The sequence below is a fragment of the Clostridium subterminale genome (assembly GCF_039521425.1).
GTDB classification, from domain to species: Bacteria; Bacillota; Clostridia; order Clostridiales; family Clostridiaceae; genus Clostridium_J; species Clostridium_J subterminale.
The window spans coordinates 307,667-322,716 of sequence record NZ_BAAACI010000007.1; the positions used below are offsets into that span (position 1 = coordinate 307,667).

At 29.2% G+C, this 15,050-nt stretch carries 16 protein-coding genes; 4 read left to right on the forward strand and 12 right to left on the reverse strand.

Annotation, left to right across the window (positions count from 1 at the left end):
- Window positions 1-37: 37 nt before the first annotated feature.
- The 3 genes from ABDZ93_RS15150 to yeiL all read right to left on the reverse strand — a co-directional run bounded on the left by ABDZ93_RS15150 (window position 38) and on the right by yeiL (window position 3,759).
- Window positions 38-1,411, reverse strand: coding sequence for an MATE family efflux transporter (locus ABDZ93_RS15150; protein ID WP_343827295.1), 1,374 nt, complete (start codon window positions 1,409-1,411; stop codon window positions 38-40).
- Between the two features lie 206 nt (window positions 1,412-1,617).
- Complete coding sequence (rsgA, locus tag ABDZ93_RS15155) at window positions 1,618-2,592, reverse strand: ribosome small subunit-dependent GTPase A (RefSeq protein ID WP_343827296.1); 975 nt, start codon at window positions 2,590-2,592, stop codon at window positions 1,618-1,620.
- Between the two features lie 486 nt (window positions 2,593-3,078).
- Complete coding sequence (gene yeiL / locus ABDZ93_RS15160) at window positions 3,079-3,759, reverse strand: transcriptional regulator YeiL (RefSeq protein ID WP_343827297.1); 681 nt, start codon at window positions 3,757-3,759, stop codon at window positions 3,079-3,081.
- 324 nt (window positions 3,760-4,083) lie between these two features.
- Here yeiL and ABDZ93_RS15165 point away from each other — a divergent pair, with 324 nt between their 5' ends.
- Together ABDZ93_RS15165 and ABDZ93_RS15170 are read left to right on the forward strand one after the other, a co-directional pair.
- The gene (locus ABDZ93_RS15165) at window positions 4,084-4,509 is read left to right on the forward strand and encodes a DMT family transporter (RefSeq protein ID WP_343827298.1); all 426 of its coding nucleotides are present in this window, start codon (window positions 4,084-4,086) and stop codon (window positions 4,507-4,509) included.
- A gap of 57 nt (window positions 4,510-4,566) precedes the next feature.
- Window positions 4,567-5,034 (forward strand): DMT family transporter, encoded by a 468-nt coding sequence (locus ABDZ93_RS15170; protein ID WP_343827300.1) that lies wholly within the window; start codon window positions 4,567-4,569, stop codon window positions 5,032-5,034.
- Window positions 5,035-5,116: 82 nt separating this feature from the next.
- Here ABDZ93_RS15170 and ABDZ93_RS15175 read toward each other — a convergent pair whose 3' ends face one another.
- Window positions 5,117-5,731 (reverse strand): DUF488 domain-containing protein, encoded by a 615-nt coding sequence (locus ABDZ93_RS15175; protein WP_343827301.1) that lies wholly within the window; start codon window positions 5,729-5,731, stop codon window positions 5,117-5,119.
- A gap of 230 nt (window positions 5,732-5,961) precedes the next feature.
- On the opposite strand from ABDZ93_RS15175, the gene ABDZ93_RS15180 reads away from it, so the two are divergent.
- Both ABDZ93_RS15180 and ABDZ93_RS15185 read left to right on the forward strand, forming a co-directional pair.
- Window positions 5,962-6,447, forward strand: a complete 486-nt coding sequence (locus ABDZ93_RS15180) for a permease (protein ID WP_343827302.1) — start codon at window positions 5,962-5,964, stop codon at window positions 6,445-6,447.
- Between the two features lie 53 nt (window positions 6,448-6,500).
- Window positions 6,501-6,992 (forward strand): permease, encoded by a 492-nt coding sequence (locus ABDZ93_RS15185; protein ID WP_425544795.1) that lies wholly within the window; start codon window positions 6,501-6,503, stop codon window positions 6,990-6,992.
- A gap of 137 nt (window positions 6,993-7,129) precedes the next feature.
- Here the strand turns inward: ABDZ93_RS15185 and ABDZ93_RS15190 are convergent, their stop codons facing one another.
- From ABDZ93_RS15190 to ABDZ93_RS15225, 8 genes are all read right to left on the reverse strand, one after another.
- Complete coding sequence (locus tag ABDZ93_RS15190) at window positions 7,130-8,260, reverse strand: DUF1648 domain-containing protein (protein WP_343827305.1); 1,131 nt, start codon at window positions 8,258-8,260, stop codon at window positions 7,130-7,132.
- 1 nt (window position 8,261) lies between these two features.
- On the reverse strand, window positions 8,262-8,648 hold the full coding sequence (locus ABDZ93_RS15195; protein WP_343827306.1) for a GntR family transcriptional regulator: 387 nt from the start codon (window positions 8,646-8,648) through the stop codon (window positions 8,262-8,264).
- Window positions 8,649-8,663: 15 nt separating this feature from the next.
- The gene (locus ABDZ93_RS15200) at window positions 8,664-10,310 is read right to left on the reverse strand and encodes an ABC transporter permease (RefSeq protein ID WP_343827308.1); all 1,647 of its coding nucleotides are present in this window, start codon (window positions 10,308-10,310) and stop codon (window positions 8,664-8,666) included.
- Entirely contained in the window at window positions 10,303-11,016 is a 714-nt protein-coding gene (locus tag ABDZ93_RS15205) for an ABC transporter ATP-binding protein (RefSeq protein ID WP_343827309.1), read from the reverse strand. Before ABDZ93_RS15205 ends, ABDZ93_RS15200 begins: the two co-directional genes overlap by 8 nt.
- Window positions 11,017-11,415: 399 nt before the next feature.
- A complete protein-coding gene (locus tag ABDZ93_RS15210; protein ID WP_425544790.1) occupies window positions 11,416-11,925 on the reverse strand; it encodes a L,D-transpeptidase in 510 nt (169 codons plus the stop codon).
- 92 nt (window positions 11,926-12,017) lie between these two features.
- Window positions 12,018-13,214 (reverse strand): alanyl-tRNA editing protein, encoded by a 1,197-nt coding sequence (locus tag ABDZ93_RS15215; RefSeq protein WP_343827310.1) that lies wholly within the window; start codon window positions 13,212-13,214, stop codon window positions 12,018-12,020.
- Between the two features lie 44 nt (window positions 13,215-13,258).
- Window positions 13,259-14,236, reverse strand: a complete 978-nt coding sequence (locus ABDZ93_RS15220) for a D-2-hydroxyacid dehydrogenase (protein ID WP_343827312.1) — start codon at window positions 14,234-14,236, stop codon at window positions 13,259-13,261.
- Between the two features lie 152 nt (window positions 14,237-14,388).
- Window positions 14,389-15,006, reverse strand: coding sequence for an NUDIX hydrolase N-terminal domain-containing protein (locus tag ABDZ93_RS15225; protein WP_343827313.1), 618 nt, complete (start codon window positions 15,004-15,006; stop codon window positions 14,389-14,391).
- Between the last annotated feature and the right edge of the window lie 44 nt (window positions 15,007-15,050).

A 15,050-nucleotide genomic window follows, 5' to 3' on the forward strand; every position in this document is an offset into this window, starting at 1 on the left:
CTTAACCCCCTATTTTTATTATAATATAAGGTATTAATTACTCCCCTTCTTCTATGGCAAAATCCCTAGTTACATCTCTTACCCATTTTCCACGACTTACTCTTACTATACTAACCAAAGATTTTATTATCTCATCAGATCTAATTATAAAGAATACAGCTACAATAGGTAACCCTAATAAATCTACTGCTATAAATCCTCCTGGAATAGCTACGCACCACATAAATACAATATCATTTAATAATACAAATCTTGCGTCCCCTCCACCTCTTAGAACGCCCATCATCATATTACTTCCTAAAGCTTGGAATATAACAATAATAGAGGTTACACTCATTATTTCCATAGCGATTAGTTTTGTACTTTCTGGAACGTTGTAGAAATTTACTATTATAGGCTTAATAATATAAATTATACCGCTAGCAATAAGCCCTGTAATTACACTAAATACACCTATGGTAAAAGCATATTCCATGGCTTTATTCTTTTTACCTTCGCCTATTGTATTACCAATTATAACAGCTGCAGCATTAGATAATCCAAATATAAACACTGTTACAAACTGTTGTGCAATTCCATTTATACTATTAGCTGCTACTGTACTTGTTCCCATTTTTGCTACAATAACAGAAATCATTGAAGACCCAGTAGACCAAAGTAGTTCATTAAATAATACTGGTGTACATGTTGATACATAATCCTTTAATATAACCTTATCTACCTTTATTAGATGCTTAGGCCTTAACTTTATCTTCTTCTCAAAATAAACCATAAATATTAAAACTATTATAAATTCTGCAATTCTTGCCATAACTGTAGCTATAGCTGCTCCCCTTATTCCTAATACTGGAAATCCAAATTTCCCAAAAATAAATATCCAGTTAAAAAATGCATTTACTGCTAATGACACACTATATACTAACATTGAAATTTTTACTGTTTTCACAGAACGAAGCATCATTATTGTACAATTTGTTAAACCATAGAATATGTACCCTACACAAACTATTCTAAGATAACTAGCTCCTCCCTCAATAACAGCCATATCATTAGAAAATATACTCATAAACTGTGTTGGTAAAAGTGCTGCTATTAATATAAATATAATTATTATAACAGTACAAATTCTATACATAATTGCAAGTATCTTATGAATGGAATTCACATCTTTCTTCCCCCAATATTGGGATATCATAATATTAGATCCACTAGCTAGTCCAAAAAGTAGAATCATTAAAATAAAAAATAAATTATTTGCTAATGCTACTGACGATAATTGAACCTCTCCTAAAGATCCCACCATTAAGGTATCTACCATGCTTACTGCAAAAGTAATTAAGTTCTGTATAGCTATAGGTATTGATATACTAAAAAGCAATCTGTAAAATTTCTTATCAGTAGTTATTTTCATATTTTTACTCTCCATATTAATCCAATTTAATAAGTTTATTATATCATATTTATTATTCTAAAATAACCATACATATTTCTACAAATGTGTATGGTTATTTTAGAATAATAAATATATTAATACTAATTTTTCTTTCATGAACATATTAATAAAATTATTTATGCTCTTAGAAAATTTCATCAACTTTCAAAGTACATATTTATCACTTATCTTCTTATTCTAGTTTTTCTTTCATTTATTCGCTCTTTAGCCCTTCTTCGTTTTTCTTCATTGGCTATTTCTCTTTTTATTTTTTCATAACTTACAAATCTTTCCCTAGATAATTCTCCTCTTTCAATAGCTTCTTGCACAGCACATTTAGGTTCACTTTTATGCTTACAATCTGAAAAATGACATTTTAATGCAAGCTCTTCTATATCCCTAAATGTAGATTCTACATCCCCCTGACTTATCTGAAGTTCTCTCATACCTGGAGTATCTATAATAGCTCCTCCTGTTGGTAATACAAATAACTCCCTATGAGTTGTAGTATGTCTTCCCTTATCATACTCTCCAACTTCTTTAGTGATTTGTACTTCTTCTCCTAGCAATCTATTTATAATAGTTGATTTTCCAACACCAGAAGATCCTATAAAAACTACAGTGTCATCACTTTTTATAAGACTTCTTACTACCTCTACACCTTCTCCAGTTAAAGAACTTACACTTATCTTATCTATACCTAATGCCACCTCATCTAATTCTAATAACTTATCTTCTAAATCCTCACATAAATCTAGTTTAGTTAACAATATAACAGGGGTAGCACCACTATCCCATGCTATATTAATATATCTTTCAAGTCTTCTTAGATTAAAATTATTATTTAAAGACATTGTTATAAAAATCTTATCTATATTTGCAGCTAAAACCTGTTCTTCACTTTTAGCTCCTGCTACCTTTCTACAAATAAGAGTTTTTCTTTCCTGAATCTTATGAATTATTCCTTCTCCATGTCCTAGCTCTTCAAAATTAACCCAATCTCCTACTACTGGATAGTCCTTTTTATTAATTAATTCATATTGTAACTTTCCTGATACGGTAGCTGATACTTCTCCCTTTTCAGATATTATTTTGTATAAATTTCTATGTTGAGTATACACTCTACCTAATGAATATTGATTTAAATTATTTTCTTTCAACTTTATAATCCCTCTTTCTAACTTTATACTTTATTTAATATACTTTGAACTTATGCACTTTAAATTCTTACTGTAGCAGCTTTGCAACTTAAAACACTTTATTTTGCATACAAAAAAACCTTGGATTAAGCTACTCCAAGGCACAAGTTCAAATTAAATATAGTTATAAATTTAGGATTATAATCTTATTATATTTCTAAGCATGCAAACTAAATATAATTATTAATATAAATCCACTGAAACTAACATTTAAATCTTAAATTTGGAGCGGCTGTATAAAATTCATCTATTATTAATCTTTCTATGTTCATCATAATACAACAACTCCTTTCAAATTTGATTTATATTTTTATTATATCAATATATATACCAAGTATACATCAAATATACATATTTGTAAATAATTAAATGCAACTTTTCTTTAAATACTTTTCACTTTTAGAATTTAATATAACCTAAAATATTTATGTATACCATCCAAATTACCTATTTATATAAATCTATAGCTAGACTATTAAGCATTTCTTCATTAATAATCTCATAACCATACTTACTTTTTTTTAATATTCCCTTATTTATTAGATTATTTATAGTACGCAATAGATGTCTATAACTAGTGCCTAGTAATTCCGCAATTTCTGTTAAGGTTTCATCAAATTGAATTCTATTTCCGTTCCCTCTCGTTGCCATCATATAACTTGCTAACCTGTTTTCCAAGGGATATAGTAAATTTATTGTTCCATTTCTAGATGAAGTATCCATTTTATTTCCTAAAGAACTACATATGAACCTTAAAAACTTAGCATCATTTAATAGCTCATCTCTTACCTTCTTAAGAGGTAATCCAATGCAATAGGCATCTTCTATGACTTCCATGTTAGTGGTTGCCTTTGTAAGATTAATTAACTCTAAATCTCCTAGTACCATAAAAGGATAATAAAAGTTTATTAAAAGAGATTTACCATTTTTTAGACTAATATATATCTTTGCTTTTCCTTCTACAAAAAAGAATAAATAGTCTATATTCTCATCTTCTTTACATATATATTCGTTCCTTTTAAAGTAAAATAACTCCATATGCTCTCTCATACTGGTACTAAAAATATCATCAATATTATATTTATTTATATACTTATCTACAAGTTCTGGGTTCTTTATTTTCTTCATATTATTCTCCTATTTTTATTAAGGCATCTTCCAAAAATAAATAAGTCAGAATGTTCGTCTATTTTGTATTATACTGCGTCAACAGAACCCTTAGGTAGTGCTACTATCTAAGGAACCTGTTTCCTTGTCTAATTCAAAACATACTTCCCATCTTTGACTTATTATTTATTTTCAGATGCCTAATGCTATAAATTACTTTAGTAAAATCATTTATTATAACTATTCATTATTTTATATGTTTTCTTAATACAACTATGACATATGTCATAGTTATTCTCAACTACTTTATGCTAAATTCAATATATAAATAAAAGGAGGCTTGTCATGAATATTTTGATTTCTGTATTTATAGGTGCATTAATCTCGGTAATGCTTGTATTTAATGGAACCTTATCTAATACTGTAGGAAACTATTCTTCTACTGTAATTATTCATATAGTTGGTTTAATTACTATTATTATTGTATTATTTGCTACTAAGTCAAAGTTAAAAATTGAAAAGAACATTCCTATTCTATGGTATAGCGCTGGTGCAGTAGGTGTATTTACAGTTCTTTTTAGCAATATAAGTTTTGTAGCTCTTGGTGCTTCCTTAAGCATTTCTCTAGGACTACTGGGGCAAGCAATTTCTTCAATTGTAATAGATAACTATGGCTTACTTGGAATGAAAAAGATTAAATTCAATGGTAAAAAATTCATAGGATTATCAATTATGATTGTAGGTATCATTGTTATGACTGTTTTTAAATAATACTAGGAGGTGAACTTTAATAAAGTTATTTTACAGTAGCTTTATTAAGGGCAAATAATGATATATATTATAATTTCTATTTTAGCTGGAGTAACTATTGTTATAGGTAGGACTATAAATTCTAATTTAGCTGAAAGAATTGGCATATTTCAAGGAACTTTTTTTAACTATGTGGTTGGATTACTGTTCTCAATAATATTTCTTATATTCAGCAAGGAAACCTTTCCTTCCTCCCTTAGCAACTTTCACTCAATACCGTTCTTAGCATATCTAGGTGGTCTTTTAGGAGTTATCACCATAGTTATTTCCAACTATATGACTCCTAGAATATCTTCTTTTTATCTAACTCTATTTATATTTATCGGTCAACTATTTACGGGTATAATAATTGACTATATCACCATAGGTACAGTACCTATTGGAAAGATTATTGGAGGTATCTTAGTTCTTATAGGTTTAACTTATAATCTTATAGTGGATAAAAATGATACTACCTGTAATGAAGAAGAAATTCTCGAAGCATAAGTAATAAAAATCTAAGATTTTTAACCAATAATATAAGGGGCTTTTTCCAAAGAAAACCCCTTATATTATTTTATAAATATTATCATTTTAAATGTTCAATTCTATAGCCAATTTCTTTATTGGCCAATCGATAACCTTCTTCTATTAATTCTTTCTCTGCGGGTGCTGTTCCAAGGATATTATCTATAGTAATTTGATCTCTACCACTAAAATATTTATCTAATAGATTTCTTTCCATATCTTCTTGAGAAGCTAGAGAGTAATCATCTAATATATGTCTTACTGTGAATCCATTATCTCTTAAAGCCCTTCCAACCAAGATGCTTCTATGACATCTTATAGGATCTTGCATAGCTCCAAGCAATGCTATTCTATATCCCTTTTCACATCCATTTTTTAATCTTTCAACACCTTTTATAAAGTCTTCTTCATATACTACCTTCTCAAAGTCTGAATAACCTTCATCATAGTAGGATATCTTATTTTCTCTCTTAGCAGCTAATTCCTTAGCCATATAGATATAAATAAAGCCTTCCTTTGTCAAAGTTTGCCTTATGGTTTCTTTGTCAAATTGAATATTATACTTTGAATAAGGAGTTCCTCTAATATCTACTACACAGTCAATGTTATAATGTCTTAACATATGAATTAACTTCTCTACAGTATAATTAGAATGTCCTATTGTAAATATCTCCATAATCTTTCTTCCCTCATTAGTATAATTTGTTTTATTTCTTATATTTAAATTTTGAATTAGTAATGTTTAGTCTTTATACCTACTATATTATTTATCATCAACATATTTTCATACTTCACCATAATATTTATTATAACTTACAAACACATATAAATAATATACTATAGATTAGGTAACCTAATTATTTTAAATAGCATAATATATTTTATATACTTATTGGAAGTGATGTTATGACAGGTGTTATTCTATATACTTTAGCTTTAATACTACTTCTTCTTTCTATAATTAAAGATAAGAAGAAAACTATTAAGGCTCTTAAAATTTCCCTTAAATCCTTTGAAAATATAATGCCTCAATTTCTAGGTATCATTATCACTGTAGGAATTCTCCTTGCTATAGTAGATGCTAATACAATATCTAAATTAATTGGATCAAATTCTGGATTCTTAGGAGTTATTATTTCTTCTCTTATAGGCTCAATAACTATGATGCCTACCTTTGTAGCTTTTTCTTTAGGCAATACCCTACTTGAAAGTGGAGCCGGTTATCCCCAAGTAGGCGCTTTAATTTCCACACTTACTATGGTCGGTATTATGACTTACAGCTTAGAAGCAAAATATATAGGTAAAAAAGCTGCCTTTCTTAGAAACTTTATAGCCTTTATCTTTGCCTTTATAGTAGCTTTCTTCATTGGAAAGGTGGTGACTTTGTTTTGATTAAACTACTTAACTTTCTAAAGCGATATTCCTTTTTCCTTTTAAGTTTATTTATCCTTATCTTAGTATTCTTCTTTAATTGGGACTTAGGAGCTAAGAGCTTTATTAGTGCTCAATCTAGCTTTATTCAGATGTTATCAGTACTTCCACCTATTATGATCCTTCTTGGCCTTATTGATGTATGGGTTCCAAGGGAAGCATTAATGAAATACATGGGGAAGGACTCTGGATTTACTGGTGTTTTAATTGCTATTCTTATTGGCTCTATAGCTGCTGGACCCATGTATGCTGCATTTCCTTTTACTGCAATGCTTTTGAAAAAAGGAGTTAAATTTAGTAATATCATTATTTTTATGAATGCTTGGTGTGTTACTAAAATTTCTACATTACTCTTTGAAATTTCTGCTATAGGTTATGTATTTACCCTGTCAAGACTAATGATTAATGTACCTGGAGTAATTATCATGGGTTATTTAGTTGAAAGGCTCATGAAAAAAGATGACTTAGATAACTTATATTTTCGCTATAACACTGAAGAACCATAATTTTTAAAATTATGGAGCTACTAAATCATCTAAAGTTATAATTTCATTACGTTGAAATTAAACTTATTTCTGACATTTTAGTAGCTCCTTTAATTCTAGCTTTATTTTTAATAATATTTAAAACACATGAATTCATTTTACTTAAGTAATATAGACATAACTATACTACCTATTATAAATACAACAAGTCCGCCTACAGCTACCCAAGACTTTGGATGAGCAAAGTTTACAGTCCAACCCACACCTAACCTTTTCTCTACCATCCAAGCTGGATCATTTTTGTTGTAATATATGCTTCCTAATATCCACTTATCATCATCATCTTTATATAGCTCATCTTTTTCATCTTTTGTGGTTATATTTCTTCCACCCTGACCAACCTTTATAAAAACAATGATAAATATAATTATAGTTATCATCTGAATTATCATAAATATATAGTTAATTATCATTGAATCAAAATTGAATAATATAGATGCCTGAATTAATGAAAATAAAATGAGTGTTTCAAGTGCCATTATCATTATTATTATTGATCCCATTTTTTTAAACTTCTTTTTTCGCGTAATAGCTTTTTCAATACTTCCACTATTTAAATCAACCTTAGAACTAATGATTACTTTATTTATTCCATATAATAATGTTGCTAAGAAAATCTGAACCATTGGAAATTGATATATTATAAGAAATCCTCTTAAGGTATCTTTATTAAATTCACCAAAGCTAGTATAAGGTATTTCCATTATCTTAGGTAATGCATCATATTTATACATAGTTAATCCAATACTTATTAATGGAAATAAAAATAACATTAGAAACCATTTTGAATCTATAGGTTTTATTTTCTCATCTTTTTTAGGCTTTCTTAAAGTAGTTTCTACAACTACTACATTTCTTTTAGCATAGGTCCAGTTTCTATCTTTTTTTAATATTTTAGTCTTTTTATAATATGGTAAATACACTAAAAAGCTTATTACTAGACTTCCCACAGTTGTTATACCCATTATAGCTCCTAGGATATCTTCACTGTAGCTATTAAGATTAAAGAATAGGATGTTCACCCCTATAAACATGATTAAGAAGATAGTAGATATAACTTTTCTATAGGATTTTTCTATATCCTTTAGTTCCTTTTCTCCTTGATATTCCTTGGGAAATCTCACCCCAAAGAAAATACCATTATTAGATGTTTTATTTATAAAATAGCTAATTAGAAATATAACTAAAAGCAAGGAGTTCATAAATGCTAAGAATAACCATCTATCCATATTATCTATCCTCCTTCTTAAAACCACTAAAAATGGTATCAATATAAATCTTTATATCCTCTTTACTTATGCCTCTATTGAAGCACTCTGCCATATAATATTCTAGTTCATAATTTAGGTTTTCTTTAAAGCTTTCATCAGAATTTTTTAAGTTAAGAGATATGAAAGCACCCTTTCTTCTATCTATTTTAATATAGCCATCATCCTTTAAAAGAGAATATGCCTTATTCACAGTGTGCATATTCACTCCAACATCATCGGCCAGTCCCCTAACAGAAGGAAGTTCCTCACTTTCTTCTAACTCTCCCTTAGCTATCCCTTCTACTACCTGATTCTTTATCTGGACGTATATAGGTATTTCCGAATCAAAATCTATTTTTAAAATCAAAGCCTCATCTCCTATTTAGCTGCTTAATCTATTAAACAACTTTTCTCCCTTAGTTTTTAATAATGCATATACTAATAATATCAAAAGAAATAATAATAATGCTATAACTCCTAAATATAAATTAACATTTGTAATTGCAAAAACCTTATTAATTCCTATAGTTACAAAAATAGTCACAGCTACAAGTACTCCTCCCATAAGGATACTTATCATGGAACTTAAACTTTGCTTTACTACTTGTACTTCTGAAGTCCAGTCTAGCTTTGGAAAATATAAATTAATTAATAACCCTCCTACTGACACCAATATTGCGAGTAGTGTTGGAATTAATATAGTCCACATAAAATTTATTAAAGTTAAATCAAAAGCTATAGCAAGCATAATTGTATCAAAGATTATTGCAGGTACTAGTAAAATAATATTAACAGCTATCTTACTTATAAATATATCTTTAACTTCTAGTGGAGAAGATTTTAAAATCCATAGATTCTTTCCTTCAATAGATATAGCTGAGCCCGTAGTGCAGGTCAATCCTACACCAAAAGATATTATTATAAGTGGTGCAAATTGCATTACCTGTTTTAATAATGGTGCTATTGCCTGAATGTCTGTATCACTAGATTGTGCCATCTGATCTAGCACGAAGTCTCCTCCCATAATTAAGCAAGCCACGGCAGCTACCGTTACTAAAACTACCCCTATTATTGTGTTAGTTACATATATAGAAGATGAAAAATATCTCTTAAATTCTTTCTTGATTAGTGCTCCCCTCAATGTATTAGATTTTAAAGTTGTTAACTTATAATTAGATTTTTTAAAGGTTTCTCCTAATCTTAAATTTATTGATTTAAAGCTTCTACCAAAGACTATTAAGAATAATATAAATGGAATTATTGACCATAGAATAAGCTTAACCATGGATAATAAATTTAAACTAGCTAAAGCATCAGTAAAATAATAAGAAGGTGGATAAATAGTTTTTATTCCTTCAATTATAGATGCACTGTTTGCTATGACCATATTTATGATTTTATCTATTTTAAATGAACCTATCACAATTATAATTACAACTATCAAAGTTCCCATATTTAGAATTAGAGCTTTATGCTTCATCCTTGAAGATATATAGCTAATAGCAAAGGCTATGATAGCTGCTAAAACTATAGGTAGAAGAGGAATAAAAACTATACCTATTAATAAATAAATAAAAAATAATATACTGGTGTCAGCCTTCATAAAATAAACTATAGATGGTGGAATTGTTACTAAGGCTACAAATAAATAGTTTAATAATAATAATTCAATCATCTTGCTAGCTAAGATTATACTAGGCTTTATTGGTAAACTCATCAAAGTTTCAAAATCTTTTGAAGAGAATAGAACTCCCTGAGCCTTATATACAGAGGTAAAAAATGAAAACATAGTACTAAGAATCATTGCACTCATTAAAATAAGACTTAAATATCCATATTGTCCTAATTGATCTACTATAGCTAAGGAATACATTACGATTAACATACCTACGGAAAATATTCCTAGTAATATTGCCAAAAATATTGAAATATTTTTTATTCTTTCACTCTTTGATTCTTCTTTTAGGAACTTATTTATTCCCCAATTGTTCATAATGCTATTTTTTAATAGAATTTTTAGATTACTCATTGTCAATCAACTCCATAAATATTTCTTCTAGACTACCATCACCCTTAACTGTATTGGTATCTCCTGAAGCTACTATCTTTCCACCTTTAATGATAGCTATTTTATCACATAATTTTTCAGCAACTTCTAGTACATGGGTAGAGAAAAATATAGCTCCACCTTCATTACATAGCTCCCTCATGAATTCTTTCAAAATATGTGCAGCTTTAGGGTCTAGTCCAACAAAGGGTTCATCTAAAACTAATAATTTAGGCCTATGAATAAATGCTGATATAAGAGCTAACTTTTGCTTCATACCATGAGAGTAGGATGAAATTAAATCTCCTAAAGACTTTGTAAGCTCAAAGGCTTCACTATACTTCTTTATAAGTGATTCTTTTTCTTCCTTTGACACCTTAAAAATATCTCCTATAAAATTTAAATATTGAATACCAGTTAAAGAATCATATAAATCTGGATTATCAGGAATATAAGCTATATCTTTCTTACATTCTATTGGATTAGATTTTATAGACTTACCATTTACTAAAATCTCACCTTCTTCAAAATCTAAAATTCCTACTACTGCTTTAATAGTAGTAGTTTTACCTGCACCATTATGACCAATAAATCCGAATATTTCTCCAGGTTTCACTTCAAGAGATATATTATCTACTGCTTTTTTACTATTGCTATAGGCCTTTGAAAAATTATTTATCTTTAACATTCTACATACCACCTTATTTGTTATAACTGTTATATATATAATATAACAATTATAACAAAACTTCAAGGGATTAATAGTACTCTTTATAACTTATTTTTAACAGTTTTCTAAATAAAAAAGAACTTTCACAAAATAATTTAATAATCTTTATAAAATACTGAGCTTACACTTTAATATAAGTGCATGCTCAGCATTTATCTAAGATTTAGCTTATTTTGTGAAAATCCCTTTTAATTAAGGCATCTGAAAATAAATAATAAGTCAAAGATGGGAAGTATATTTGAGTTAGACAAGGAAACAGGTTCCGCAGATAGTAGCACTATCTAATGGTTCTGTTGACGCAGTATAATACAAAATAGACGAGCATTCTGACTTATTTATTTTTTGAAGATTCCTAACCTATTCTATATAAATAGTACTTCCCTTTGGAACATTATCGTATATCCATTTTGCATTTTCCTTTGCAAGTCTTATACATCCATCTGAAATCCTCATACCTAATCTTCCATCTCTCACTGTTCCATCTAAATTATATATTATAGAATGAAAAAGATAATTCCCCTTGATTTGTGTATAATAATAGCATATATAACCGTGCTCTACCCCAAAGTATGGGCCTTTTATACCAACCTTAAAGGTACCTTTTATAGTTGGTGTAGACGGTTTTCCTATTGAGCATATATAAGACTTTAATAAGGACCACTGATTACCACTCTTTTTAAATACATTAGTCTTAAATTTATTAAGCTCTACATATATTAAATATTCAGTATTACTTTTCAATCCTTTTGAATTTACTCGTTGTGTCACTGTTGTATTATAGTCACTCCTATATGCATCCTTTATTCTCATGTTTATAGAGTTTAATCTACCTTTAACTGCCCTTAATGTACCTTTTACATATTTCATAATTACTCCACCATAATATTGTATACGTATATATTATGTACTCAATTATAAAATGTTAATGTAACCTAAAATGAATTCTGCTCTTTGCTTTGTTATTTATTTTTTATTTTATTTATAGCATAATCTAGAGCTCCATGGAGATTACTATTATTTTTTCCACCACCTTGAGCTTGATGGCTACTTCCACCACCTTTACCATCAATTAATGTAATTGCATCTTTTAAAAGTTCATTCATAGATATTCCTTTAAAATCCTTTGATGCAGCAAAGATAATATTTGCTCTTTCCCCATTTTTAATGGCCATTAAAGCTATAGTATTGTCATTTTCTATAATCTTTGAAGTAACCTTATTAACATACTTTGTATCTTCATTATCATATATTTTCTTAACTATAGTTATATCACCAATTTTTTCACCTTGGTCAACCATATCTTTTACTTCATAGGCGGCTACTTCTTCACTTAATTTTTTATTCTTATCTAAAACTTCTTTAAGCTTTTCATTCAAATTCTTAATTCCATTTATAGCTTCGTCTTCGCTAGCATTTAAATATCTACATACGCTGGTAGTAAATCTATCCTTTTTAAAGGAATCTTCCACAGCTCTTTTTCCTGATACATATTCTATTCTCGTTGCTCCTTTGTGCTTTTCCCATCTTCTCACTTTAATCATTCTAAGTTCTAAAGTAGAGCTTGGATGTACTCCACAACAAGCATTAATATCCAAATCTGCAATCTTAACAACTCTTATTTCTTCATTAGTATTAGGTAATGCTCTTCTTAATCCCATTTTCTTTAACTCCTTTTTATCTGGAACTAAAAATTCTACTGGAAGATTATCTCCTATAATTAAGTTTGCAGCTCTCTCAGCTTCTCTTATCTTCTCTTCTTCTAATATTCCCTCTATATCTACAGTACATATCTCCCTTCCCATGTGAAAACCTACTGTATTTGCATTGAATATCTTATAAAAACATCCTGATAACACATGCTGACCGAGGTGTTGGTCCATTCCATCCCTTCTTCTTTCCCAATCTATAGAGCACTTTAGTTTATGAAGCTTTATAGGTTTCTTATTAAGAACATGATATACTACACCTTCTTCTTCATAAACATCCAGTACAGGTTCATTTTCTATAAGTCCTAAATCACAAAATTGACCTCCACCACCTGGGAAAAAAGCTGTTTTATCTAGAACTACATGGAATTTCCCATCTCTTTCTTCAACTCTTTCTAATTCAGCCACAAATTCCTTCATGTATTGATCTTTATAATAAAGTTTATCCATTGTATCTCTCTCCCTTACCTTACTGTGTAAATAAATTTCTAGGATTACTTTGTCTTTAAGTCTCTATATCCTGTAGAAAAATCAACTATATTTTTAAGTTCTTTTCCCTTTATAAAGCACTCTAAATTGTGAGTAGCAATTCTGACTATACGTTCATGGGTTTCCTTTAGATGATAATCTCCAGAAATATGAGGTGTAATTATAGCATTTTTTATATCCCAAATTCTATGATCCTTTGATAATGGCTCAGGGTCCGTTACATCTAAGGCAGCCCCTAAAAGCCTTCCCTCTTCTAAAGCATCACAAAGAGCTTCTGTATCTATAGCAGTACCTCTACCTACATTTAAAAGCACTGAATCTTTTTTCATTTTAGCAATTCTCTCTTTAGAAAATAATTTATAGGTTTCCTTAGTTCCTGGTAGACTTAGTGCTACCACATCCGCCTTCGGTAATACCTCATCAATTTTATCCATAAGATATAGCTCATCTAAGTATTCAGGTTTACTAGTATCACTTCTTCTTATTCCTATAGTATATCCACCTAGTGCTTTAACTCTCTTTGCAAATTCTCCTCCAATATCTCCAAGTCCTATAATTAGAGCAGTGCATCCATAAATAGATTTAACTTCACCTTCATCCTTCCAAAGATTATTGTTTTGATTATCCCTATAAAGATATAACTTTTTATATATAGAAAGTAAAACCCCTATCATGTGCTCTGATATAGCTAATCCATAAGCGCCAGTGGCATTAGTTAATTTCACTCCCTCTGGAAGTATACCTTCCTTAACAAACATATCAGCTCCTGCACTATTAAGTTGTACCCATTTTAACTTTTTACATTCCTTAACCATATGAACTGGTGGGTTCCCAATAATTATATGAGCATCTTCAAGAGTTGCTTTATTTATTTCCTTTGCTGAAGAAAATATAAAGTTAGCCCCTGGAGCAACTGACGTTAACTCACTTATCTGTCCTTCTTCCATAGGCATCAATACAACTATATCGATTTCATTTTCCATAATTATCACTCCTTTATTTATATTTAGTAAATGACTGTATAATATGTTTCAAAGCATTGATTTCACAGTAATCTTTACTTATTATACACAAAATACTGTCCAATACGTTCTCCTTTCTTTTCAATTTGACAAATTGGAATTTAGCAAAATCCTTAATCAAAAACAACTTGCCATTTATTATCTTTTATTGCGTCAAAACACATTTTTATTTGTTCGTAAACATTTTTATCCTCATCTAAAATAGGTAAATTCTCAAGAGAAAAATAATTGCTTTCTGTTGTTTCATTGTTTTGCTGGAAACTTCCACCCAATACCTCACACAGAACAAAGACCTTAACTATCCCATAAGCATATTGGGGAACATTGTGTTTATTTCTATCTTGTATCGCAATAATCCTTATTGGTTTCACATCTAATCCTGATTCCTCTTTAGCTTCTTTAATTGTGTTTGAAGTAATTGACTCATTATAGTCAACCCATCCACCAGGAAGAGACCATTTCCCCTTTTCTTTTACAAGCAATATTCTATTTTCTTTAAAGATTACTGCTCTTGTTTCTATTTTAGGAGTTTGATATCCTGTTTCATTACAAAATAATTCTTTCACCTTTTCTATCGGAAATCCTGTCTTTATTGCCATTAATTCTGCAGATATTTCTCTTATTCTCTCAAAACGCTCTTTATCATAAATATCTTTCGTATAAGTCAGACCAATTTGAGCTATTGATTGTAATTCCATTGCCAGATTCGTTATTGTATCAAAATCATTCATGATATGTATTTCCTCCAGATTCTGTATTTTCACTTTATATCATC

What these genes read in the sequence shown, in the direction of transcription:
- ABDZ93_RS15165 (WP_343827298.1), top strand. Translation starts at nt 4,084, where the DNA reads ATGAATATTTTGATTTCTGTATTTATAGGTGCATTAATCTCGGTAATG.
- ABDZ93_RS15225 (WP_343827313.1), bottom strand. Translation starts at nt 15,006, where the DNA reads ATGAATGATTTTGATACAATAACGAATCTGGCAATGGAATTACAATCA.
- ABDZ93_RS15150 (WP_343827295.1), bottom strand. Translation starts at nt 1,411, where the DNA reads ATGAAAATAACTACTGATAAGAAATTTTACAGATTGCTTTTTAGTATA.
- yeiL (WP_343827297.1), bottom strand. Translation starts at nt 3,759, where the DNA reads ATGAAGAAAATAAAGAACCCAGAACTTGTAGATAAGTATATAAATAAA.
- ABDZ93_RS15220 (WP_343827312.1), bottom strand. Translation starts at nt 14,236, where the DNA reads ATGGAAAATGAAATCGATATAGTTGTATTGATGCCTATGGAAGAAGGA.
- ABDZ93_RS15200 (WP_343827308.1), bottom strand. Translation starts at nt 10,310, where the DNA reads ATGAGTAATCTAAAAATTCTATTAAAAAATAGCATTATGAACAATTGG.
- ABDZ93_RS15175 (WP_343827301.1), bottom strand. Translation starts at nt 5,731, where the DNA reads ATGGAGATATTTACAATAGGACATTCTAATTATACTGTAGAGAAGTTA.
- ABDZ93_RS15215 (WP_343827310.1), bottom strand. Translation starts at nt 13,214, where the DNA reads ATGGATAAACTTTATTATAAAGATCAATACATGAAGGAATTTGTGGCT.
- ABDZ93_RS15205 (WP_343827309.1), bottom strand. Translation starts at nt 11,016, where the DNA reads ATGTTAAAGATAAATAATTTTTCAAAGGCCTATAGCAATAGTAAAAAA.
- ABDZ93_RS15170 (WP_343827300.1), top strand. Translation starts at nt 4,567, where the DNA reads ATGATATATATTATAATTTCTATTTTAGCTGGAGTAACTATTGTTATA.
- ABDZ93_RS15180 (WP_343827302.1), top strand. Translation starts at nt 5,962, where the DNA reads ATGACAGGTGTTATTCTATATACTTTAGCTTTAATACTACTTCTTCTT.
- ABDZ93_RS15210 (WP_425544790.1), bottom strand. Translation starts at nt 11,925, where the DNA reads ATGAAATATGTAAAAGGTACATTAAGGGCAGTTAAAGGTAGATTAAAC.
- ABDZ93_RS15190 (WP_343827305.1), bottom strand. Translation starts at nt 8,260, where the DNA reads ATGGATAGATGGTTATTCTTAGCATTTATGAACTCCTTGCTTTTAGTT.